This is a genomic window from Ktedonobacteraceae bacterium, assembly GCA_035653615.1.
GTDB lineage: Bacteria > Chloroflexota > Ktedonobacteria > Ktedonobacterales > Ktedonobacteraceae > DASRBN01.
Genome location: DASRBN010000042.1, coordinates 121199 through 143864, shown reverse-complemented (window position 1 = coordinate 143864; position 22666 = coordinate 121199). Strand labels below are relative to the sequence as shown.

Here is a 22666-nt window from a genome sequence, read left to right as displayed (position 1 = left end):
CTAGTGATTCGCGAAGACCTCTTCTGGGATGAAGGGGGGCAGAGAAAACTCGCAGCAGAAAGCACTTTCTGCTGCGAGTTTTCTGTTGCAAGTTTATATGGTCGCAATGCGGAAAGAAGCAGATGAGAGGGGACCGCAGCGGTGTTTGTTCTTGATGATATTGGAAGCAAACAGGCGGCTACCTTGCACTATATGTCAGCTTCGCGCATATCACCCCTATTTGGACGAACGTTTCACTCCTCTGGGCCATTCGCTCGTGGTCTGCGGCGATACCGAGGTTCGGGCCCGGGAAGCCGAAAGCGTCCGCGCTCCTACCTCATCGACGGGGCGAGCAAAACATCTCGCCAGAACTGCTCAGCCTTCCTGTCGCTTGAGATAGAGCACGAATGGACCAGTCATAGTGATCTTTGGGGTGAAGGTGATGGCCCCCGATCTCTTGACGTGCTTCCTGTTGCTGAGATTTCTCGCTTTTCGAGTTCTACTCAGTCATAATACTCCAGACCCAGGTGCGTGATCAGGTCTTCGCTCATGATGTGGCGCAGCGTGTTCTTCAGTTTCATCGACTGAATGAACAAATCGTGCTCTGGAGAGAGACCTTCAGTCGTTTGTGGCGACTTGAAATAAAAGCTTAGCCACTCCTGAATGCCAATGGAGCACAGTTCTGGCGTTCTCTTAGCGAGGTCGAGGAACAGCACCAGGTCAAGGGCGATTGGCGCGGCCAGGATTGAATCGCGGCACAGGAAATTCAGCTTGATCTGCATGGGATAGCCGAGCCATCCGAAGATATCGATGTTATCCCAGGCCTCTTTCTGATCGCCGCGTGGTGGGTAATAGTTGATGCGAATCTTATGGTAGATGTGCTGGTACAAGTCTGGATACAGTTCGGGTTGGAAGATGTATTCGAGTGAGCCCAGCTTCGACTCTTCCTTGGTTTTGAACGATTGCGGCTCGTCAAGCACTTCGCCATCGCGATTGCCGAGGATGTTCGTCGAGAACCATCCATTCACACCGAGTAGCCGCGCCTTGAAGGCGGGGGCGAGTACGGTTTTCATGAGCGTCTGGCCGGTTTTGAAGTCCTTACCGCAAATCGGTGCAGAATTCTCCTTGGAAAGCTCGATGAGCGCCCTGGTATCGACGGTAAGGTTGGGCGCGCCGTTGGCGAAAGGCACGCCTTCTTTCAATGCCGCATACGCATAGATCTGTGAAGGCGCTATGCCGGGATCGTTGGATTCCAGGCCCTCTTCGAACGCTGCAATGGATTCATGTACGGCTGAAGGCTCAAGGAATATCTCAGTTGATCCGCACCAGATCATCACCACGCGGTCGACGGTCTTCTTGAAGTTGCGAATATCGGCCATGACTTGCTCGGCCAGATCGCGCTTGTTCTTGCCCTTCTTTACATATGTACCATGAAGACGCTTGACGTAATGCTGATCGAAGACAGCCGGCATAGGCTTGATCTCCTCGAGGTATGGCTTCAGCTTTTCGAGTGTAGCCTTGTCGAGCACTTCAGCATGAGTGGCAGCTTCATACACGTTGTCTTCAAAAATGTCCCACCCGGTAAATACAAGATCGTTCAGATCGGCGAGCGGCACAAAATCTTTTATGCGTGGAGTCTTGTTGTCCGTCCGCTTGCCCAGGCGGATGGTTCCCATCTGGGTGAGAGAACCGATCGGCTTGGCCAATCCGCAGCGCACTGCCTCAACCCCGGCGATCATCGTGGTCGCCACCGCACCCAAACCAACCACCATCACCCCAAGCTTTCCAGTGGCAGGTGCAACTTTTTCCGCGGCGGTCTCTTCGCCGTCGTTCTTCGCAGTTGACATTGTTTTCTTTAACCTTCCTTTGGCGTATCAGTGTGATTCTGATGTAAAGATCAATCATATCATCTAACTCGTATTATATGGTGCAGTTTGCCAAAAAGGAAGAGGCTTGCAATGTATTGTTCAGCCTTCGGGGTCTGCAGGAGCTGCTGCGCTCTCGATCTGACCCTTGAGGAAGAAGAGTTGCTGAATTGTTGCTTCCTATTCAAGCAAAGCCTCAGCGTACACCTTCGGATCGACATTGCCCCCACTTACAATGCAGCAGACACGCTTGTCACGAAAACGTTCCGGTTGGGCCAATAACGCTCCAAGTGCCAGGGCGCCCGTCGGTTCAACCTTGAGATTGACGTAACGGAAGTAGAGACGCAATGCTTCCAGCGTCAGGTTGTCGGGCACTTCGACGATATCAGCGATACCCTGTCGTATGATGTCCCAGTTTAGCTGGCCAAGGCTGACGGTTCGCGCTCCGTCGGCTATGGTTGCCGGTTCATGCTCATTGCGAATGAGGTGCCCGCTTTTCAGGGAACGTGCCGCATCATTGCCAGGCAGTGGTTCTGCCCCGATAATTTCTGTTTGTGAATGCAAGTGGTCACGCGCGATGATCTGTCCCGAACAGAGGCCACCACCGCCAACAGGCACGACGAGTACATCGAATTGCGCGGCGGATAAAATTTCCTTGCCCAGCGTCGAGTTTCCGGCAACGACCCGGTAATCGTCGTAGGCCTGAGCCTGGAATGCACCCGGCTGTTCCGCGAGGAGTTGCTGTACGCGGTCGGCGCGGCTTATTTCTCGCACATCGATTAGATCGACGATACCGCCATAGGATTGCACCGCGGCGATTTTCACCTGGGCGGATGTATCAGGCATCACGACGGTGCATGTTTTCCCCAATAATTTGCTGGCATAGGCGACTGCCTGCCCAAAATTTCCCGAAGAGGCAGTGACGATGCGCTGCTGTGCAATACTGGAGAGCAGGTTATAGGCCGCGCGAAACTTGAAGCTGCCGGTATATTGAAAGGTTTCGGTAGCAATGGTTAATTCGCAACTGAGTTGCTCAGAGAGGATAGGGCTGGGCAGCAACAATGTTGGGCGTACATGGGAGGGTAACGTTTCCCATACAGTCGCGATATATTCGCCGCTGAGTTGGGGAGCAGTTGGATAATGTAACATGATAAGACTCCATCTAATGGCATGAAAAGGGTTGCAAGTGTAATTTGATTGTACCACGCTATTAAGCCGTTAGTGGTTTTCAATTGCAGGTTACCAGACCGAATGGAAGAGTATGAATGAAAACATGTGACAATTAGTGGTTTTCAAAAGTGCTTTCTTATAGCCATGAGTTACACACCAAAAACAATCCTAAACAAACAGACACAAACTGAACTGAACCAGAGCATACCATTTCAGAAGCCATTGTGATAGCATATGAACACAAACAACACGAAGACGAGTGAGATTGAGGAAAGCACCAACGAAGCGCAGCGCCTCAAGAGGGCCTCGGAAAGACAGTATCAGCAAGCGCGAGAATAGAATAAATATGGAAATAAGACCTACCTTGTCTCCAATCTCTACCCAGGAGGTCAGATGACTGATTACATTACCATTCGCGGCGCCCGGCTGCATAACCTGAAAAATATCACACTTTCGATTCCCAGGAACCAGTTCGTCGTTCTGACTGGCCTGTCCGGTTCGGGCAAGTCCACGCTCGGCTTCGACATCCTGCATAAAGAAGGCCAGCGTCAATACCTGGAAGCACTGGGAATAGTTGCCTTTGGGCTGGCGAAACCCCCGGTCGACGCTATTACCGGGCTTTCTCCCTCTGTCAGCATCGATCAACATATTACCAACCGCAGCCCGCGTTCCACAGTGGGTACTGTCACCGGAGTCTACACCTATCTGCGAGTGTTGTTTGCGCGGCTGGGACACCGCCCGTGCCCTAACTGTGGAAAAGACGTTCCCCCGCTCTTCGATTTCTCCGGCGCAGAATGGGAAAGCGAATCTGGCACAGATGACGATGCCTCCATGCCAGAAGAAACCTTTCCCTGTCCCCATTGTGGTGCGCCTGTTCCAGAGATCAATATGGCTTATTTTTCCTTTAATAAACCTGCCGGAGCATGCCCAACCTGCACCGGCCTGGGCATCGTACAGCAGGTCGATCTCAAGCGACTGGTCGATGAGCAAAAAAGTGTCCTGGATGGCGCCGTTGCTGGCTGGGAACTTGCTCACATCAACTACTATACCCCCACTTTGCAGGCCGCGGCAGCCCATTATGGCTTTGAGTTCGATCTCTCGCTGCCGGTCAAAGACTACACGCAGCCGCAGCGCGATTTGCTGTTCTTTGGCGTGGAAAGCCCCCGCTTTCGTCATCACTTTCCAGATATCGAGCCACCAACTACAGTTCGCCGGGGTCGCTTCGAAGGAGTAGCTACTAATCTGCTTCGCCGGTACGCTGAACACATTCATGAACATGTTAACGAGGCGGATTATCACGACAAGCTGGAAGAGTTTCTGGTCACCCAAACCTGTCCCGACTGCCTTGGCACACGCCTGCGTTCTGAAAGCCGGGCTGTGACCGTCAGCGGACAGAGCATCATCGCTCTCTTACGTCTGCCGCTCAGTGATCTCGGCACCTGGCTGGATGATCTCCCAGACGCTCTTAACTCCGATGAGATGGGGATTGCCGGACCCATCCTGGCAAATTTGAAGGAGGGCATCAGGCGGCTGATTGAAGTTGGAGCGGGTTATCTCGCCCTGGAACGCTCTTCGCCGACCCTCTCGGCTGGTGAGTCCCAGCGTCTGCGCCTGGCTTCTCTGCTCGGCTCAGCATTGAGTGGTGTTCTTTACGTTTTCGACGAGCCAACTATCGGACTTCACCATCGCGATACTCGTCGCCTGATCGATGTCTTGCGTCGCTTGCGCGATCTGGGCAATACAGTCCTCGTCATCGAACATGATCTGGAAATGATCGCAGCTGCGGATTATGTGATCGACTTCGGTCCAGGCGCTGGCAGGTATGGCGGACAGGTAGTAGCCGCCGGTACACCTTCTGAAGTCGCAGAGCAGCCGGGATCACTCACCGGAGATTACCTGACCGGACGACTATCTATTCCTGTTCCACAACATCGTCGCACGCCAAACGACAAAGCTATTGTCATTCGTGGTGCTCGCCATCACAATCTCCAGGATATCACTGTACGCTTACCTCTTGGCCTGCTGGTCGCTGTGACGGGCGTATCCGGGTCAGGAAAATCTTCGCTGGTATTCGGCATCCTGGATCATGCCATCCGCCAGCGCCTCTATAGTTCCGGCGAGGCTCCTGGCGAACACGATGGCATTGAGGGTTATGAATATCTCGATAAGATCATCACTATTGATCAGGAGCATATTGGCCGCATTCCACGCTCGAATGTGGCAACATATTCTGATACGTTTACTCCGATTCGCGAGGTATTCGCAGCTACTCCTGAGGCTCGTCGGCGTGGGTTATCCGCCCGGCACTTCTCATTCAATGTCTCGGGTGGGCGTTGCGAACGTTGTGAGGGCGCCGGGGTCCTCACCGTCAAAATGCAACTCCTGCCAGATATGGAAGTGCGCTGCCCTGCCTGTCACGGACGCCGCTTTACTCGCGAGACACTCTCTGTGCAATACCGCGACCATGATATTTCGCAGGTGCTTGACTTGACCGTCGAAGAAGCTCTGGCAGTATTCGAGGATGTTCCCGCCACCCGATCCCGGCTCCAGGTGCTATCGGACGTCGGCCTGGGCTATTTCCAACTTGGTCAGCCCGCTACTACGCTCTCAGGAGGCGAGGCGCAGCGCGTTAAGCTGGCGAAGGAACTGGGCCGGCGCACTACCGGCCGTACGCTGTACTTACTCGACGAACCTACCACCGGACTACACCTGGCTGATACCGCTCGTTTGTTGGGAGTACTCCAGCGCCTCGTGGATGCAGGCAACACTGTGCTGGTCATAGAGCATAATCTGGAACTGGTGAAAGCAACCGATTGGGTCATCGATCTTGGACCGGAAGGTGGCGCAGCAGGAGGCAAACTGGTTGCCCAGGGAACACCTGAGCAACTTGCCCGGACACCTGGTTCCTACACCGGACAGGGCTTGAGGGAAATATTGTAGTTTTTAGAAGGAACGACACTTTCATCCCGTCTGCCCTGCTTGAGGGTACAGGATGAAAGTGCTGAGACATGAAGAAAGGCTTATTCGCCTGCCCCCGCCGGGGTTTCGGCGCCGGGGTCCAGTCCAACAGCCGAATCAGCGCTGACGGCCTCTTCGGGCTGGGGATTGCGCTCACGCAAAATCTGGTACAGGATGATTGAGCCAAAGGTTGCGACGCCAATACCACCAATGGTGAAGTTCCCGATGGTCAGGCCAAAACTGACGTCGCGCACGCTGATCATGCCTGCGCCAATTGTTACAGCAACAGCAGCAGTGATCAGGTTGCGGCTCTTCGAGAAATCGACCCCATTTTCAACCCAGATACGGCCACCTGTCACGGCGATCAGGCCGAAGAGTACGACGGCAAGTCCGCCGATAATGCCGCCCGGGATAGTCGCTATCAATGCGCCAAACTTCGGACAGAAACCCAGCAAGATGGCAACAGCGGCAGCAATGATGAAGATGAGCGTCGAGTAAATGCGGGTAACAGCCATGACGCCGATGTTTTCGGCGTAGGTGGTCACACCGGTACCCCCGCCGAAGCCAGCAACTATGGTTGCGATAGCATCTCCCAGGAAGGCTCTCCCCAGGTATTTATCCAGGTTACGACCGGTCATTGCAGCGACGGCTTTCACGTGACCGGTATTTTCTGCTACCAGGATGATGGCGACAGGGGCAATCAGGCTGATAGCATTACCGGAGAACGTTGGCGTTGTAAATTGGGGCAGGCCAATCCAGGCGGCCTTGCTCACTCCGGTGAAGTTAATGGGGGTTCCGAAGCCGAAGCCGTTGCTGAAAATGACGTAGATGACGTAGCCGATGATTCCTCCCAACAGAATGGGAAGCCGGCGCAAGGGGCCGGGTGCATAGACCGCCACAGCAGCGACTGCCAGAACGGTTACAATTGCCATCACAGTATCATATCCACTACTGCTGGCGTCATTGATTGCCACAGGTGCCAGGTTCAGTCCGATCACCATGACGACCGCTCCGGTGATGACCGGCGGCATCAAGTACTCGATCCATTTATAGCCGGCAAGCATCACAATGACGGCGATGATGGCATAGACGACACCGCACGCGATGATACCGCCCAGCGCAACGTCGATGCGAGGATTAAGTCCTGTTCCAGAGTAAGCGGTTGCCGCCAGGATCACAGCGATGAATGAGAAGCTCGAACCAAGGTAACTTGGGACACGGCCACCCACGATCAGGAAAAAGATCAGCGTGCCGATGCCGGAGAAGAAAATGGCAGTATTTGGATTGAAGCCCATGATGATGGGTGCAAGCACCGTTGAACCGAACATGGCCAGCACATGCTGCAAGCCAAGAAAAATGGTTTGCCCCCAGGGAAGCCGCTCGTCGGGTGCAATGATCCCCTCTTGTTTCAGCGTCCACCCGGTCAGGTATCCCTGTCTCTCACTTGTTTGTGTTGCCACGAAGTATCCTCCTTGATAATAGCGGGTGAATGAAGGTTGGAAAAAGGATAATCAATAAACCTGGGATGCAACCCCATGCAGTGTGGTGCTACCTCACCTCCTTTCTACAAACTGGTATATTGCCAGGAGCGCAAGATGAGAGGAATTTTTCCAATTATAACATGAACAATTGCGGTTTGTCACCTTTTTTTCAAGCGTCCGTGCTATTACGTGAGTGAAACATATCACTGCTGAGAAGTGTCTTTCAGGAGCAACGATGTATGAAAGAATAGGAGGGAACCTATGGCAGAGAAGACTGCACAAAAGCAATCTGTCACCGAACCGGCATCTCATTGTTGACAAGTCAAATCGCCCAGCCTACAATGACAGGAAATCCAACAGCCCCATCTTGCCACATCATTAAAGATCATGTAGTTCCCTGGTGGGAGCGCCATGATGCAAGAAATCTTTAGGTCACATAATATCTATATTGAGAATGAAGAAAGGGCGATATACCATGGCTGATACTCCTGAGTTCATTGCCACAATTCGAGTACGCTTGAGCGCCAGCGATGCGCATTATGGAGGCTATCTTGTAAACGGGGCGCATATGCTTGCGCTTTTCGGGGACGTGGCAACGGAGCTGGCGATACAGTGCGACGGAGACGAAGGGCTGCTGGTCGGCTACGAAAACGTAGAATTTTTAGCGCCCCTCTATGCCGGTGATTTTGTGGAGGCGACCGGGCGCATCACCAGAATTGGCCGTACCTCCCGGCGTATGGAGTTTGAGGCTCGTAAAGTCATTGCGGCCCGGCGAGATATCAGCGATTCGGCTGCCGACGTGTTAGAACCTCCCATAGTTGTTGGCCGGGCAATTGGCACAACAGTTGTGAAGGCAGAGCAACAACGCAAGACTCGCACGGCGTAAGTACTATACCGATGGAGAGTATTGTGCAAGATTGCGTGCAAGGCTCGGTTTTCTGTTAGAATATTTCTATACGGGCAATCGTGCTAAATGGATAGCTAACCAGAGAAGAGGAAAACAGGGATGCAGTCTGATAACCGATCAGTGCGAGAAAAGGTCCTGGCAGCTGCCGTACAGCTCTTTGCCGAATATGGTTATCACGCTGCCCCTTTAAGAGATATCGCGCGCATCGCAGGTATCCAGGCGGCCAGTATTTACTACCATTACGCGAACAAACAGGCGCTGCTGGTCGAAATCATGGAGGCACATATGCGCCAACTGAATGCCAATCTAGAACAGATCATGCGCCAAAAAACAGGCGTTCGGCAGCGCTTATACGAGGCTATTGCTAATCATATTCGCCTGCATACAACGTATAAATACGAGTTCTTCATCATCGATACCGAGATTCGCGCGCTTGAAGGGGAGAATCGCAGCTATATCCTTTCCCTACGCGATCAATATGAGGCGCTGCTCCAGGCGCTGCTACGCGAGGGAATGGAGCAGGGGGTCTTTCGCGAAAGCGACGTAAAAATTTGCTCTTACGCCATCATTGCTATGTGTACGGAAGTTGCGGCATGGTTTCGGCCCGGTGGTCGCCTGACCGTGCAGCAGGTGATCGATATCTATAGTGAGATGATCACGCAGGGGTTGCTTGTGATAGGAGTTCCTGCTGAAATGCCGGGGGAATCAGTGCATACTTGATTCCCTGTTTGTGCAGCAAAAGCTCCAGCACCTCTAATAAAGATCCCAGTGGTACGCGCCTGGTAACTAGAGCCTCGACATTGATCTGGCGTCCCTGAATCAGCTCCAGCGCCTGTGAGAAATAGGCAGGAGTGTGATGAAAAACGCCTTTCAGCGTTAATTCGCTGTAATGAAGAGGGCGTGTTTCGAGTCTCACCTGCGTGCCTGACGCACAGCCGCCAAAGAAATTGATTAAACCGCCCGGGCGTGCCATGGTTACAGCCAGCTCCCAGGTTTCAGGTGTGCCTACTGCTTCTATCACAATGTCTGCTCCTCGCCGGGCATCTGTTTGCTCCAGGACTGCTTCTCTCTGTTCAAGAGGGGACATCGAGCTCACATCGATAACGATATCGGCCCCGAAATGACGTGCCAGAGCCAATCGCTCTTCTCCATGGCCTGTCACGATCACACGAGCATTACGCAACCTGGCGCTTGCCGCCAATAAAAGTCCCAAGGGCCCAGAACCGAGTATTACCGCAGTATCCCCCTCCGCTATATGGCTGGCATCTATACCATGTAGCGCGCAGGCCAACGGTTCGGTCAGGGCCGCGGCTACGAACGATGTTCCAGGCGCAAGCAGGTAGAGGTTCTGGCGTACAACGCGTTCTGGCACAAGCAGATACTCGGCATAGGCCCCGTTGAGTAAGAGCAGGTCTTCGCACAGGCTGTAACTTCCCCGTCGACAGTAGTAACACCGCTGGCAGGGAGCAGAATTTGCTACCACTACAGCATCGCCCTCTTTGCACCGGGTTACTCCCGCTCCGATGGTCTCAACAACTCCGGATACCTCATGTCCAAACCTGGCCGGGGTCTCACGGAAAAGCAGTGGATGCCCGCGGCGGTATGCTTTCAGATCTGTGCCACACGTGGTAGCCGCCGCGACTTTGAGCAGAATTTCTCCTGGACCAGGTTGAGGAAGAGAAATCTCTTGCAGGCGAACATCCATAGGAGCGTAAAACATAGCGGCAAGCATAGCTCAGTTTCTCTTCTCGCTTTCATTTCGTGCTGTTTCCTTGTTCAGGAATACCGTTGAAGTAACAATGACCTTTTGTCATACGTTAAAAAGGTATACCATATTTTACGTTTTTGCAATGGACGATTTAACGGGCATCCATCGAGGTAATGGCAGGAGTAGATTGTTATGAGAGTATCAGAGGGAAAAGCACAGCAGCAGCATCCTCGCCCTCAGAAAAACCCTCGCACCAGATACCTCATATCTGCCGTAGTATTACTTTCGGTAATCATCGGCAGCAGTTTCTTCTTTCTCATAAGAAGTGGCGGAAGTGCCAGTGCTCCTAAAGGTCATCACGCGACACCGACAGCGACACCGACACCGGCCATTCCAACCCCTACTCCACCTCCACAGGCCCTCTTCTTCGATACTTTTGCCGACAATAGTCATGGCTGGAATGTGACGAGTAATGCGAATAATACCGGTTATGTGCGCATTATCGTGGACAACAGGCTGATCCTTTCAGATACAAATCCCAAAACAACACTGATCGAAAGTCTTCCGACCACGAAGGATTTTGATGATTTTACGCTCTCCGCCGATTTTACCATCGACAAGGCTAGTGCAGGCGATAGTATTGGTGTTTATGTGCGTGGTGATAGCAACCTGGATCATGATTATCGTGTAGACCTCAATAGCGATAATACCTTTGATATCGCCAAAGAATACTTAGATAGCAAGCAACAATCGCAATCAGTGTTTCTCGACGGCCCCAATAGCTCACCGGCCATTCATCCTCCAGGACAGAAGAATACAATGACGCTCATGCTGAAAGGTTCAACTCTTGTTCTCTTCATCAATGGGGCGAACGTGAGCACCGTTACCGATACCGATTACGCGACCGGCCAGATCGCCCTTTTTGTACACACTAGCCCAACCTCGGATGGAGTGACCGCTTCCTTCACCAGGGTGGAAGTAGACCCCGCGCCTGACCAGTTGCCCTGATAAGCACTATCCTCAGTTGACATAACGGCATCCTGTATAAGCTCTATGAATGCGGACGAGGACTTCTTGTCGGGGTTGGCAGTATTTCTCGTCACGATGTTCATAATGTTTTCATGACGCTTTCTCACCTATTCTTAACACCAATGAGGACAATATGCAGCCAGTTGTGGAAGACGCAATGAGGCCTCTACTACAGTGGATGCACTTCAGACTGTACCGGCACTATCCTTCTCCTAAATTGAGGGGTGTAAATAAAGGAGTACTGAAAAATGCTTCGTCTTGTTCTTTTGGTGATTGCTGTACTGCTTGGCCTCCTTTTCGCCTATGTCATTACTCGTCTACCGTGGTGGGTCGCACATCAGAAAAGGCTCTCGCACAAGAGAAACTATTGGACAATCTATTGGATGATCGCCGTAGTGTTCTTCCTGGCATTTGTTAGCAGCGACAATGCACTGAGTACTTTGTTGCTTCATGGAAGCAAATCACAAAGCAATGATCCACCCCTACGTCCCTTATCTTCCTTACATGCTACTTCAAAGAATGTTGAGTGGACAGGCTATCATAATAACAGCATGCATACTGGTTATGTGGCAAATGAGCCTGACCCTCACCAACTTATACAGAGCTGGACGAAAGCGCTGGGTGATGCAGTGTATGCGGAGCCACTGGTCATTGGTGGGCACGTTATTGTAGCCAGCGAGGGCGATACCATCTACTCTCTTGATGCTCTTACGGGGGAAATACAGTGGCAAACCAATGTTGGGCGTCCCGTCCCTTTATCTACGCTGAACTGTAGCGGAACTATCAATCTGATTGGGATTACTGGGACTCCTGTCTATGACCCTGGTAGCGGACTGGTCTTTGCGGTTGCGGAGGTCACGGGGCCAATGCATGTACTGGTGGGTATCGATGTAAACACCGGCAAGGTACGCATCCGACGCCGAGTGGATGTGCCGGAAATGAGGCCTCCAGGGATATACTTACAACGTCCCGCACTGTCCATCTCGCATGGGATGATCTACATCGCCTTTGGCGGTCTTGCCGATGACTGTGGGCAGTACCATGGGACGCTCGTTGCTTCACGGACTGATGGTGAGGGGCCATTACTCTCCTATCAAGTTCCAACTCACGATTCAGGCGGTATCTGGGGGACTTCTGGTCCTGTGATTGATCAGGATGGGAGGGTATTTGTAACGACGGGCAATGAAGACCACATGACTCAAGATTGGGACTGGGATTTAAGCAATGCCGTCTTGCGCCTCTCACCCACACTACAGCTCGAAGATAGTTTTGCCCCGGCCAACTGGCGGATGCAGGATACCGGCAATCAAGACCTGGGCTCAATGGGGCCAGCACTACTGCCTGGTGGCTACGTCTTCGCCGCAGGGAAATCCGGGGATGGTTACCTGCTGAATGCCAACGCACTGGGAGGGATAGGGGGTCAGGTGGCAACGATGAAAATCTGCAATGGACTGGCCCTGGGTGGCGTTGCTACAATCGGCTTGCAGATCATTGTACCTTGCTCCGATGGCCTGCGCTCCGTCCAGGTCGAGCCAGGACCGAAGCTGAAGATTGATTGGCATGCCCTTCCGCAAATAGCTCTGCCTCCCGTCGTGGGAGGGAACACAGTCTACAGCCTCGATCAAGAGGGTACTCTCTATGCGCTTGATCTCGCTACGGGCAAAGTACGTATACAGCTTGCCTTAGGTATTACTGTTCCACACTTTGTAACGCCGACGATCTCGGATGGGCGTCTTTTCGTGGGGACGACCCTGGGTATAGTCTCGGTAGCTCTTGCGTAAGTTTTAGGCCTGATTCATGGGGGATAATCAACGTACCTGTCTCAAGAGTATCAGGGAAGGAATAGATCAAATGTTCTAGCTCTTTAGAAATATCGATTGGGACAGTATCGGCAATAATTATATCGAGGTCGACGTCGGAGTAGGGGTCCCAGTTGCCATGTCCAAGCGAACCAAAGACGATGATGGCGAGGATGCGCGGATCATTGGAATAGTGAGAGACGATAGCTTGTAGGAGTTTCTGGTGCTGCGGTGTGCCGGGATATGGAAGTAAGATGGACATGGAAGACTCCTTTTTAGGAAAGTATACGATGCTCTTCTCAAAAGCATCTATAAAGAAGTTTCTTATAGCCAAACAAACCACAGATCGCACAGATCAAATCATGAGTAGGTCCAGCGCTACGTAAGCTGCTCATGAAGAAGTATTTTCGTCAGGATCACACTGATAGGCCGAAGTGAATAATGCCCACTACTTTGCGTCCCATGAGCATTTGCGTCCCATGAGCAGCTTACGTAGCGCTGGACCTACTTCATTAGAAACCCCGTGGGAGCAGGCTACATGTACGTAACTCCTGATCCCACGGTTTGCAACGTCCCGCCGCACAGTCTTCCTGTTGAAAGGTTGGCTACCCTACCACTATGGGCGAGGAGTCTACCTCGTTTCCTGTAGTGTATTTCCAGATGAAGACACCCGTTGTGGCATCGAGGGCATAGACGTTGTGGTCATATGTGCCAATATAGACAATGCCATCGGATACTGCGGGCGAGGAGTCCACATTGCTACCCGTAGCATAGCTCCAGATGAGAACACCCGTGCGCGCGTTGAGGGCATAGATGTTGGATTCCCATGCGCCGATATAGAGTATGCCTTTGGTCACTTGGGGCGAGGAATAAGAAAACCCTCCAGGCGAAGAATAGCTCCAGACGAAAGCGCCCGTGCGCGCATTGAGGGCATAGAGATTATAGTAAGTTGTGCCAACATAGACCAGCCCCCCCGCTATTGTGGGTTTGGAGCGTGGTTCTCCCCCTGTGTTGAAACTCCAGATGAGAGTACCGGTGTTCGCATTGAGCGCATAGAGGTTGCCATCAAATGAGTCGATATAGACAATGCCATTGACTACTGTAGGCGAGCCATATATAAGAGATCCTGTAGTGTAGCGCCAGATAAGGGTACCTGTGTTGGCATCGAGGGCATACACATTGTCGTCGCTTGAGCCAAAGTAGACAATACCCCCAGCCACGGCAGGCGAGGAGTACGAGAATTTCCCTGTGTAGTAGCGCCAGATGAGAGTACCGGTGTTCGCATTGAGCGCATAGAGGTTGCCATCAAATGAGTCGATATAGACAATGCCATTGACTACTGCCGGTGTAGTGGGCACCCAGCCACCCGTTTTGTAGCGCCAGACGCGTTTGCCGGTGCTGGCATTAAGGGCATAGACATTGTGATTGGTCGAGCCAAAGTAGACCAGGCCTTCGACCACCACAGGCGAGGAGAGTAATATTCTCTGATACTTCCCTGTTGGATAGTCCCAGTTGAGAGCTCCCGTGCTGGCATTCAGCGAATATAAATTGCCATCATTGGAACCAATATAGAGGGTACGGCTGCGTGTCGGCTGTGCTGAAAGGCTGCTCCCTATGGAAGCGGATGCTGCCACGGAGGAATGGATCCTCCCCAGGGCCAATGAGCTACCGCCTCCACCGGTCATGATCAGTATTACGATGCTGATTCCCATCAGCAGGGGTTTGTGGAGCCACCGTGTGTGAAGGTGCTGCATGTCTTTTCCCATTCTTGCTTGATCTCGTGTGTACAGGTATTGCGATGTCCTCAGTAGCTTCTTGCACAAGAAACATCGCCTTTGGGCTCCTGACACAGAAAGCGAAGCTCACGTGTGATACAGCGAATGTTCGATGGGCTGGCTTCCTCGTCCCAGCAACTGCATCAAAGTCTCTATGAAGCGGAAAGTATCGACCCGGAGCAATCAAGCCATTGGCCAACAGATGGATGCAAAATAGAGGACGTTCACGCAACAACGCTGTATGATTTATGCATGAACTATATTTTATCTCATCTCTTATAGTATAAATGATATTTAATTTTTTGTCAAGTAGATATATTTACTTATTTACTTCCAGATATTTGGAGATAATGAATAAGCACATGCATATGAAGCTAAAGAACAGGCAAAGGCCTTTGTTTCTTTGCCTTCATACGTACTCAACGGCTCTGAAAGCCCGGCGTCTTCCATGCAAAAGATGCAATATCTATTTGGCGGAACAGATTATTCCACTACACGTTTTTGCCAGGGTCATATATCTCGCCTCTTTATGTCTATAAGAAATGCCTTCTTGCTTTTGGCGTGTAAAACGGCTAGAATATAGATTAAGGAAAGGGTTGTTATCTTAATCTATCGAAATCCGGCAACAAACAGAAAACGAGGTTACCATGGCAAAGGAGCTAACTACTACCAACGAGAATAACAAGATCGCTTTCGATACCTCGATTCTCGCGGGACAGCTATCCGCATCCTCGCTGCGCAAATATCGCGAAGATTTCGAGGCATACCTGGCTTACGCGGTGACTCCTGAAAAGGCGCTGGATCCCGCTACTCTGGCACGTTGGCGAACCTCTATGGCCGATGAAACGACGATGTCACCAAATACTATCAACCGGAAATTAGCAGCCGTTAAACGGTTAATGAAAGAGGCAGCCGTCCAGGGATATGTCGCTTATGAACAGATAGCCGGCTTTGAACGCATCGAGGGCGTCAAGATAACAGCACTGAAGAACAGAACGAAGCCAAACGCTCGCACACGCATTTCTCCTCAAGACATGCGCAGGCTTACTATGGCACCAGACCCGGATACATTGATCGGATTGCGTGATAGAGCGATCCTGCACACACTGGCATCCAGCGGCGTACGCATTGCCGAACTTGCAAGTCTTCGCATTTCCCAAATCTTCAATCGCGATAATGGCTATTTCTTATCGGTGCGCGGGAAAAATGACGCCGAATACCGCGATGCCTATCTTTCCGCCGAAGCCTATAACGCCATCCAGCAATGGCTACAAGCGCGTCCTATAGCAAGCGAATATGTGTTTACGTCCTTCGGCGGCAGAGGCGAGAGGCTGAGCGACCAGCCTATGAGCGGCGTAGGACTCTGGAAAGTCGTTTGCCACTACGCCAGCATGATTGGACTTTCAGATGTCAAGCCTCACGATTTACGCAGGTTCCTGGGCACGCAACTGGCCAAAGTAGATATTCGCAAGGCACAAAAGGCGCTGGGACATAAACGAATCGATACCACCGCTAAGCATTACGTCCTTGATGAACTGGAAAGCGGCTTGACCGACCACCTATATTAACATCTTATAGTTATGTCAAGTCAAATACGGTGTTCTCTTTAAAGCCGCTTCATCCGTGTTACATAAAGTGAATCGTTATCACACCTATTGAGAAGGTGGAAAGGAACTTATGCATGCCACAAAACTTTGATATACGAGAGATACTGAACATCCTTCCTCTAAGACAAGGGGCTATGGCCGGTTTGATCGCCACCATTCCAATGACACTGTTTATGCTCGCTGCCCATCGTTTGCTCCCGGACTGGCAGAAATATGCTCTGCCACCTGAGAGAGTGACCAACGAGATTGCTGAGAGAACAGAAGTAGCTGAGGATATGAACAAGCCACAGAGTCTAGGAGCAACGCTCGTCTCTCATTTTGGCTTTGGAACCAGCATGGGCGCCCTCTATAGCCCTGTCGCGAAAAAAGTGCCACTCTCTCCAGTTGTGAAAGGCATTGCTTTTGGGCTGCTTGTATGGGCCGCAAATTATCTCGGCATCTTTAGCGCCTTAAAGATGCGCGAATCTGCGTTCAATGAGCCGGGTCGCCGCAACGCCATGATGATTGCCTCCCACGTGATCTGGGGTGGAACTCTAGGCATCGTGGAAAACTGGCTAGAGCGTAGATAAGGCCTGCATCAGGAGGTCATTCGTGAACGAATGGGAATACAAAACCTGCTTTCTGGGACTAGACGGTATAGACCCAGATGTATGGGGACGAATAACGGGCTACAGACAAAGTGTTCTCACTGAGGCACAACTTACCCAGCTTGGCTCCGAAGGATGGGAACTGGTCAGCGTGGTAAGGCTCACCACAGTAAAACAGGTTGAAGTAACATGGGGGATCCAGTACATCTTTAAGCGTCCCAAACACTAATAGATAACTACTGTGTGTTAGTCTTTGCAAACCATTTGGTGGGACTCTGTATAGTGAGAGTGAATGGTACCTCCATTCCAACGCGCAAGTCACAGGTGAAGCCAGTCACAACAAGAACGAGGAGCTTCTACGCAAGGAAAATGCGCGTTGCGATATCGAGCAGACAAGAGCCATTGTGCCCTTGTTACAGAAAAAGTTAGAAGGAGTTTTTACTCAAATGACAACCGTTTCACCCGAAAAGAGTCCTACCATCGTTGGTAAGGACGAACTCATCCACCAGGTAGCTGCTAAAGCTGGCATGAACTTGAAAGAGACGAGTAAGGTTATTGATGCCTTCACTGAGGTTGTGCGTGAGGATATTGCCGAGGGTCACGAGGTACGCCTGATGGGATTCGGCACCTGGAACCTGCGCAATGTCGCGCCGCGCAAGGTCAAATCGATCCGCGGTGGCAAGCAGATTACTATCCCGGCTCGCAAGCGCGTTGGTTTCTCTGTCGGCGCTGTCCTCTCCCAGGCAGCTCAATCCGCCCCGACCACGGGTATGAAGAAAACAACTTCAACCCCATCCACGACTTACAAGTCCTCGACTGAGAAAGGTACAAAGAAGTACTAGACCAGTAGCGCTGAGGCGAGTACGACCTTCCATCGTGCGGCCTGGCAGCCGCACGATGGAAGGTACAAACAAACGATGGCTGTTATTGGCTTCGTTCAGGCTCGGAAAAGAATTTCTTCAGCATTTGACCGTCGCCTCGCCCGTGAGAACTATCGTGCCATCCTGATTGACGATGTCTGTGCGCAATGTCACGATACGTTTCTCCTCCCGCAGGGCAATCACCTCAACACTGACCGTCACTGTATCGCCAGCACGCACAGGGGCAAGAAACTTCAATGTCTGCCCCAGGTAAATGCTTCCTGGACCGGGTAATTCCATGCCCAGGATGGCGGAGATGATGGAAGCCGTCAGAAAACCATGCGCGATGCGCCCGCCAAAAGGAGTTTGCGCCGCATAATGCTGATCGAGGTGCAGCGGATTATGGTCGCCACTGACCTCCGCAAAGTCTACGATATCCTCCTCTCTAATTGTGCGCGTTCGTACCGCGCGCATTCCAATTGCCGGCAGCGGTGCCTGTTTTTTTGAGTCTCTGAGCATACTTTTCTTCCTATCGTTCGTCGATAGCGCAACCGTCATTATGCTATCCGGTCACATCTAGATGCATTTATCACTTACATGAAGCATACCGTTAAATGACAAATTCATCTATATGCATTTTGCATCTAGAAGGACAAAAAGTCAAGGCCCTCACTTGCTTTTTCGCGAAGTCGAGGGCTGCGAACGTTAGGGAAGATTCAATGAGGCCAGCTTAGGATCCTTCGCCCGCATGATCGTCGTGGGGTCGAAACATTTTGCTCATCGCCTTCTGGTACTGTTCTACGAAGTCTGTCCAGGGCTTCATGTATGACTGGCCTGCTTCCATGATTTTCTGATATTGTGCCAGTGCCTCGGCCCAGGTCTGTAAGTAAGGGGCGCTTGCCTGCATCGTCTTCTGAAACTGCTCCATTGATTCGACCCATGCCTTCAAGTACGGTGCTCCCGCGGCGAGTGTCTTCTGGAATAGCTCCAACGAACGCACCCAGTTTTGCTGGTAGGACATATTCGCTTCTACCACTCGCTGAAACTCTTCAAGTGATTGGGCCCACATCTTCTGGTATTGCTCCAGGGCCGGTATGCCTGTCTCGGATTTCTCGCCCGTATCTGCCATACGTCACCTCAAATATTCAGTTTTTTGCCGCGTAGCCTGAATCCAGACTACAAGACAGTTTTTAGGACTTACCCTTCATGGGGTAAAATGCGCGACGGTGACATACGGGGCAAGGTAGCCTCTTCCTCGATCCACAGCTTTCTCCCTCTTACCCTTGTTCATCGAGCTTCTTATGGGAAATGAAACAGATTTCTTGGAATATCTACTCGCGCCAGAAAACTCGTAGCAGATGCTGTCATCTGCTACGAGTTTATACCTATGATGATGAAGTATTGGCTGAGGTATCTTGTCCCGAGGGGATACCAGTAAGGAAAAAGTCCTTTTCTCTTCCACTATGCCTGTCTTCTGGCGTTTCTTCCCACTAGAGTACATGCGGGTTGGAAGGCAACGAATACGTTTGTGGAGCCACCCCACGGAAGTTTTCTCAAGAAATGGAGAGAGATAGATGAAACGCCAATGGGACATTGAAGAATTGATTGAACACTTCACGCTCGTGGAAGATGACCTGAAGATTCTCACGAATAAGACTGGCGCAACGCGCCTGGGCTGCGCCATCCTGCTCAAGTGCTTTCAACTGGAAGGGCGCTTTCCCCATGCGAAATATGAGATCCCCCGCTCCGTCGTGGACTACCTTGCTCACCAATTGAAACTGGATGCGGCCTTGTTCCAGCAGTATGACTGGGAGGGCCGCACGATCAAATTGCATCGTGCTCAAATCCGAGAGGAGTTGGGGTTCCGCGAAGCCACGGCTGCTGATAGCGATGCCATATCTGCCTGGCTCGTCAACACGCACTTGTCGAGGGATCAGCATATCGATCATCTCAAAGCCAAGGTACTCACCGAGTTTCGTGAACGCAAGATCGAGCCTCCCACCGCGGATCGTATCGAGCGTCTGATACACTCCGCCTGCGCGACCTATGAACAAGCCCTGTTTGCCAACGCCTTGCAGCGTCTTTCTCCAGAGACGCGCACCCGCCTCGATGCGTTGCTTGACCGGAGCATACAGATGGAGGATCAGGACGAGCCAGCCGATGATGAGCCATCCTCCACAGGTGGGCCCCGTCGCGAAGTCATTACCTGGAGGGATTTGAAAACCAACCCAGGGGCAGTCGGGCTGGAAAGCGTCCTCTCTGAGATTGACAAGCTGCGCATGCTCTCACAGTTAGCGCTGCCTGCCGACCTTTTTGGGGATGTGTCGCCTGCAGTGATTACCCTCTACCGACAGCGTGCGGCGACGGAGACGCTTTACGAACTACGGCGACATCCTGACGCCACGCGCTATACGCTGCTTGCCGCTTTCTGCCTCCAGCGTACAGCCGAAGTGACTGACAGCCTGGTGGACCTCTTGCTCTTGGTCGTCCATCGCATCGGTGCCAGGGCAGATAAACGAGTCAGTAAGCAGCATATCGATGAAGCACGGGTCGATAATAAACCACGCCTATTGTGCCAAGTAGCCGAAGCTGCGCTTGCCCATCCTGAAGAAACCATTCGCGAGGGGATCTTTCCGGTCATGAGCGAGGCCACCTGCCAAGCCGTGATCACGGAGTTCAAGACCAAGGGCAGCTACCAGCAGCAAGTCTACCTGCACATGCGCTCCTCCTATCGTGACCATTACCGCCGCATGGTGCCGCTTTTAGTCAATATGCTTCAGGTGCGCTCCACCAACACCCAACACCAGCCCGTCGTGCGTGCCCTGGATCTGATCAAACGGTATGCAGGCACGCCTGGTGCCTATTATCCTGCCGATGAGGAGGTACCCCTTGATGGTGTGGTACGCGCGATGTGGCGGGAGTTGGTGGTCGAGAAGAAGGACGGTGAGCAACGCATCAATCGGGTGAACTATGAACTCTGTGTCCTGGATGCCTTACGCGATGGCCTGCGCTGCCGTGAGCTATGGGTGGAGGGGGCCAACAAATACCGCAATCCCGACGATGATCTGCCCAAAGACTTTGAGGAGAAGCGAGAGGAGTATTACAAAGCGCTGAATCTCCCCGAAAAGGCGAAGGCGTTCGTTGCATCTCTGCAAGCCGAAATGATCGCCGCGCTGGAGTCCTTCGACCACGCGCTGCCCAAGCTTGCTCCCAAGGTGCGTCTCTTAGAGAAGAACGGCGGGTGGATCCATCTCTCGCCGCTGGAGCCCCAAGCTGAACCACAGTACTTGCGCAAATTGAAAGCAGAAATCCAGCGGCGCTGGGGCATGACGAATTTGCTCGACATCTTGAAGGAGGCAGACCTGCGCATCGGGTTCACCCAGCACTTCAAGAGTCCCGCCTCCCGCGAAAAACTCGACCGGGAGACCTTGCAGAAACGTTTGCTGTTGTGTCTCTATGGATTGGGGACCAATACCGGGATCAAACGCGTCAGCATGGGCGATCATGGGCAAAGCTACCAGGAACTCCTCTACACACGTCGCCGCTACCTGCACCAGGACCAGTTGCGTGCGGCCATCATCGATGTCGCCAACGCCATCTTCCAGGCACGCTTGCCCCACATTTGGGGCGAGGGGACGACGACCTGTGCCTCGGACTCGACGCAATTTGGGGCCTGGGATCAGAACTTGATGACCGAGTGGCATCTGCGCTATGGGGGCAAGGGCGTGATGATCTACTGGCACGTCGAAAAACACGCGACCTGCATTTACTCCCAACTCAAAACCTGCTCCTCTTCGGAGGTGGCAGCTATGATCAAAGGTGTGCTGCGGCATTGTACCGAGATGAAGATCGAAAAGCAGTTCGTCGATACGCATGGTCAGAATGAGGTCGCCTTTGGATTCTGTCGGCTCCTGGGCTTTGAGCTGATGCCTCGACTCAAAAACATCTATGCCCAACGCCTCTATCGACCAAAGTCTGGAGAACCAGAGGCCTACCCCAATCTCCAGCTTATTCTCTCGCGGCCCATCAACTGGGACCTCATCACCGAGCAGTACGACCAGATGATCAAGTATGCGACTGCGCTGCGGCTGGGGACGGCAGAGACCGAGGCGATCCTGCGCCGCTTTACGCAGACGGGTTTGCAACATCCGACCTATCAAGCCTTTGCGGAGCTTGGCAAGGCGGTCAAAACCCTCTTCCTCTGCCGCTACTTAGAATCAGAGGCACTCAGGCGGGAGATCCACGAGGGGCTCAACGTCATTGAGAACTGGAATGGGGCCAACAGTTTCATCTTTTACGGCAAGAGCGGTGATTTTGCCACCAACCGTCTCGATGAGCAAGAGTTGGCGGCACTCTCGCTCCACTTATTGCAAATCTGCTTGGTCTACGTCAATACGTTGCTCATCCAGCAAGTCCTCTCAGATCCCAGGCAGTTCCAGCAGATGAAGAAGGAGGATTTGCGTGCCCTCACCCCGCTTATCTACAGTCATGTGACGCCCTATGGGACGTTCCGTCTGGACCTGGCTGAACGAATACCGATCGAGGAAGCACTATCGGCGTGAGGAGTTCTTCGGAGGGCAAGACGAAGTCTCTTCCGCACAGGTATTGCCTGCCCATATCATTATACTGGACCAAGGACTCGTATGAGCCTGTTCAGCATTGGCTTGAGGGATGGCCTAAAAATGTTCTCCTCCAAGCATTGGTACTGGCAAACGCATAGAATCAAGGGAAGAAAGTCCTAAAAATATCAGTGCATTTACATTTTGAAGCATAGCCCGTTATGATAGCGAGGCCATTTTTTTTATTCGTTGAAATGAGAAGAAGTAGTTAGAGTGGCTCTTCAATGCACGGTTCTGGCAACATTTCACGATCGATGAAAACAGCGGAGAAGCATCGCCACATTCACCTGAGAGAAACTCTTTTATGAATGACAGACGCAGT

16 protein-coding genes are annotated in these 22666 nt (G+C 52.1%); 9 read left to right on the top strand and 7 right to left on the bottom strand.

Annotation, left to right across the window (positions count from 1 at the left end; translation table 11 throughout):
- Positions 1-482: 482 nt before the first annotated feature.
- Both VFA09_26110 and VFA09_26105 read right to left on the bottom strand, forming a co-directional pair.
- Positions 483-1826: an inositol-3-phosphate synthase gene (locus VFA09_26110; GenBank protein ID HZU70776.1), complete on the bottom strand. Its 1344-nt coding sequence runs from the start codon at positions 1824-1826 to the stop codon at positions 483-485.
- Between the two features lie 198 nt (positions 1827-2024).
- Complete coding sequence (locus VFA09_26105) at positions 2025-2993, bottom strand: pyridoxal-phosphate dependent enzyme (GenBank protein ID HZU70775.1); 969 nt, start codon at positions 2991-2993, stop codon at positions 2025-2027.
- Between the two features lie 414 nt (positions 2994-3407).
- On the opposite strand from VFA09_26105, the gene uvrA reads away from it, so the two are divergent.
- On the top strand, positions 3408-5954 hold the full coding sequence (gene uvrA / locus VFA09_26100) for an excinuclease ABC subunit UvrA (protein HZU70774.1): 2547 nt from the start codon (positions 3408-3410) through the stop codon (positions 5952-5954).
- A gap of 80 nt (positions 5955-6034) precedes the next feature.
- On the opposite strand, the gene VFA09_26095 is transcribed toward uvrA, so the two are convergent.
- Positions 6035-7432: a solute carrier family 23 protein gene (locus tag VFA09_26095; GenBank protein ID HZU70773.1), complete on the bottom strand. Its 1398-nt coding sequence runs from the start codon at positions 7430-7432 to the stop codon at positions 6035-6037.
- 496 nt (positions 7433-7928) lie between these two features.
- Between VFA09_26095 and VFA09_26090 the strand changes: the two genes are divergently transcribed.
- Both VFA09_26090 and VFA09_26085 read left to right on the top strand, forming a co-directional pair.
- Positions 7929-8339: a hotdog domain-containing protein gene (locus VFA09_26090; GenBank protein ID HZU70772.1), complete on the top strand. Its 411-nt coding sequence runs from the start codon at positions 7929-7931 to the stop codon at positions 8337-8339.
- A 120-nt stretch (positions 8340-8459) separates the two neighbouring features.
- Positions 8460-9080 carry a TetR/AcrR family transcriptional regulator gene (locus VFA09_26085; GenBank protein HZU70771.1) on the top strand — a complete coding sequence of 207 codons (621 nt, stop codon included), beginning with the start codon at positions 8460-8462 and terminating at the stop codon, positions 9078-9080.
- Here VFA09_26085 and VFA09_26080 read toward each other — a convergent pair.
- Positions 9016-10092 (bottom strand): alcohol dehydrogenase catalytic domain-containing protein, encoded by a 1077-nt coding sequence (locus VFA09_26080; GenBank protein HZU70770.1) that lies wholly within the window; start codon positions 10090-10092, stop codon positions 9016-9018. The genes VFA09_26085 and VFA09_26080 overlap by 65 nt on opposite strands.
- Before the next feature lie 168 nt (positions 10093-10260).
- On the opposite strand from VFA09_26080, the gene VFA09_26075 reads away from it, so the two are divergent.
- Together VFA09_26075 and VFA09_26070 are read left to right on the top strand one after the other, a co-directional pair.
- Entirely contained in the window at positions 10261-11076 is an 816-nt protein-coding gene (locus VFA09_26075; protein ID HZU70769.1) for a DUF1080 domain-containing protein, read from the top strand.
- Between the two features lie 269 nt (positions 11077-11345).
- Positions 11346-12878: a PQQ-binding-like beta-propeller repeat protein gene (locus tag VFA09_26070; protein HZU70768.1), complete on the top strand. Its 1533-nt coding sequence runs from the start codon at positions 11346-11348 to the stop codon at positions 12876-12878.
- 623 nt (positions 12879-13501) lie between these two features.
- Here VFA09_26070 and VFA09_26065 read toward each other — a convergent pair.
- The gene (locus VFA09_26065) at positions 13502-14650 is read right to left on the bottom strand and encodes a PQQ-binding-like beta-propeller repeat protein (protein ID HZU70767.1); all 1149 of its coding nucleotides are present in this window, start codon (positions 14648-14650) and stop codon (positions 13502-13504) included.
- Positions 14651-15318: 668 nt separating this feature from the next.
- Between VFA09_26065 and VFA09_26060 the strand changes: the two genes are divergently transcribed.
- From VFA09_26060 to VFA09_26050, 3 genes are all read left to right on the top strand, one after another.
- Entirely contained in the window at positions 15319-16239 is a 921-nt protein-coding gene (locus VFA09_26060; GenBank protein ID HZU70766.1) for a tyrosine-type recombinase/integrase, read from the top strand.
- 113 nt (positions 16240-16352) lie between these two features.
- Positions 16353-16847 carry a DUF6789 family protein gene (locus VFA09_26055; GenBank protein HZU70765.1) on the top strand — a complete coding sequence of 165 codons (495 nt, stop codon included), beginning with the start codon at positions 16353-16355 and terminating at the stop codon, positions 16845-16847.
- Between the two features lie 464 nt (positions 16848-17311).
- Positions 17312-17707, top strand: coding sequence for an HU family DNA-binding protein (locus VFA09_26050; protein HZU70764.1), 396 nt, complete (start codon positions 17312-17314; stop codon positions 17705-17707).
- A 117-nt stretch (positions 17708-17824) separates the two neighbouring features.
- Here VFA09_26050 and VFA09_26045 read toward each other — a convergent pair whose 3' ends face one another.
- Together VFA09_26045 and VFA09_26040 are read right to left on the bottom strand one after the other, a co-directional pair.
- On the bottom strand, positions 17825-18244 hold the full coding sequence (locus tag VFA09_26045; protein ID HZU70763.1) for a MaoC family dehydratase: 420 nt from the start codon (positions 18242-18244) through the stop codon (positions 17825-17827).
- Positions 18245-18455: 211 nt separating this feature from the next.
- Complete coding sequence (locus tag VFA09_26040; GenBank protein ID HZU70762.1) at positions 18456-18854, bottom strand: hypothetical protein; 399 nt, start codon at positions 18852-18854, stop codon at positions 18456-18458.
- Between the two features lie 445 nt (positions 18855-19299).
- Here VFA09_26040 and VFA09_26035 point away from each other — a divergent pair, with 445 nt between their 5' ends.
- On the top strand, positions 19300-22287 hold the full coding sequence (locus VFA09_26035; protein ID HZU70761.1) for a Tn3 family transposase: 2988 nt from the start codon (positions 19300-19302) through the stop codon (positions 22285-22287).
- The last annotated feature ends 379 nt before the right edge of the window (positions 22288-22666 follow it).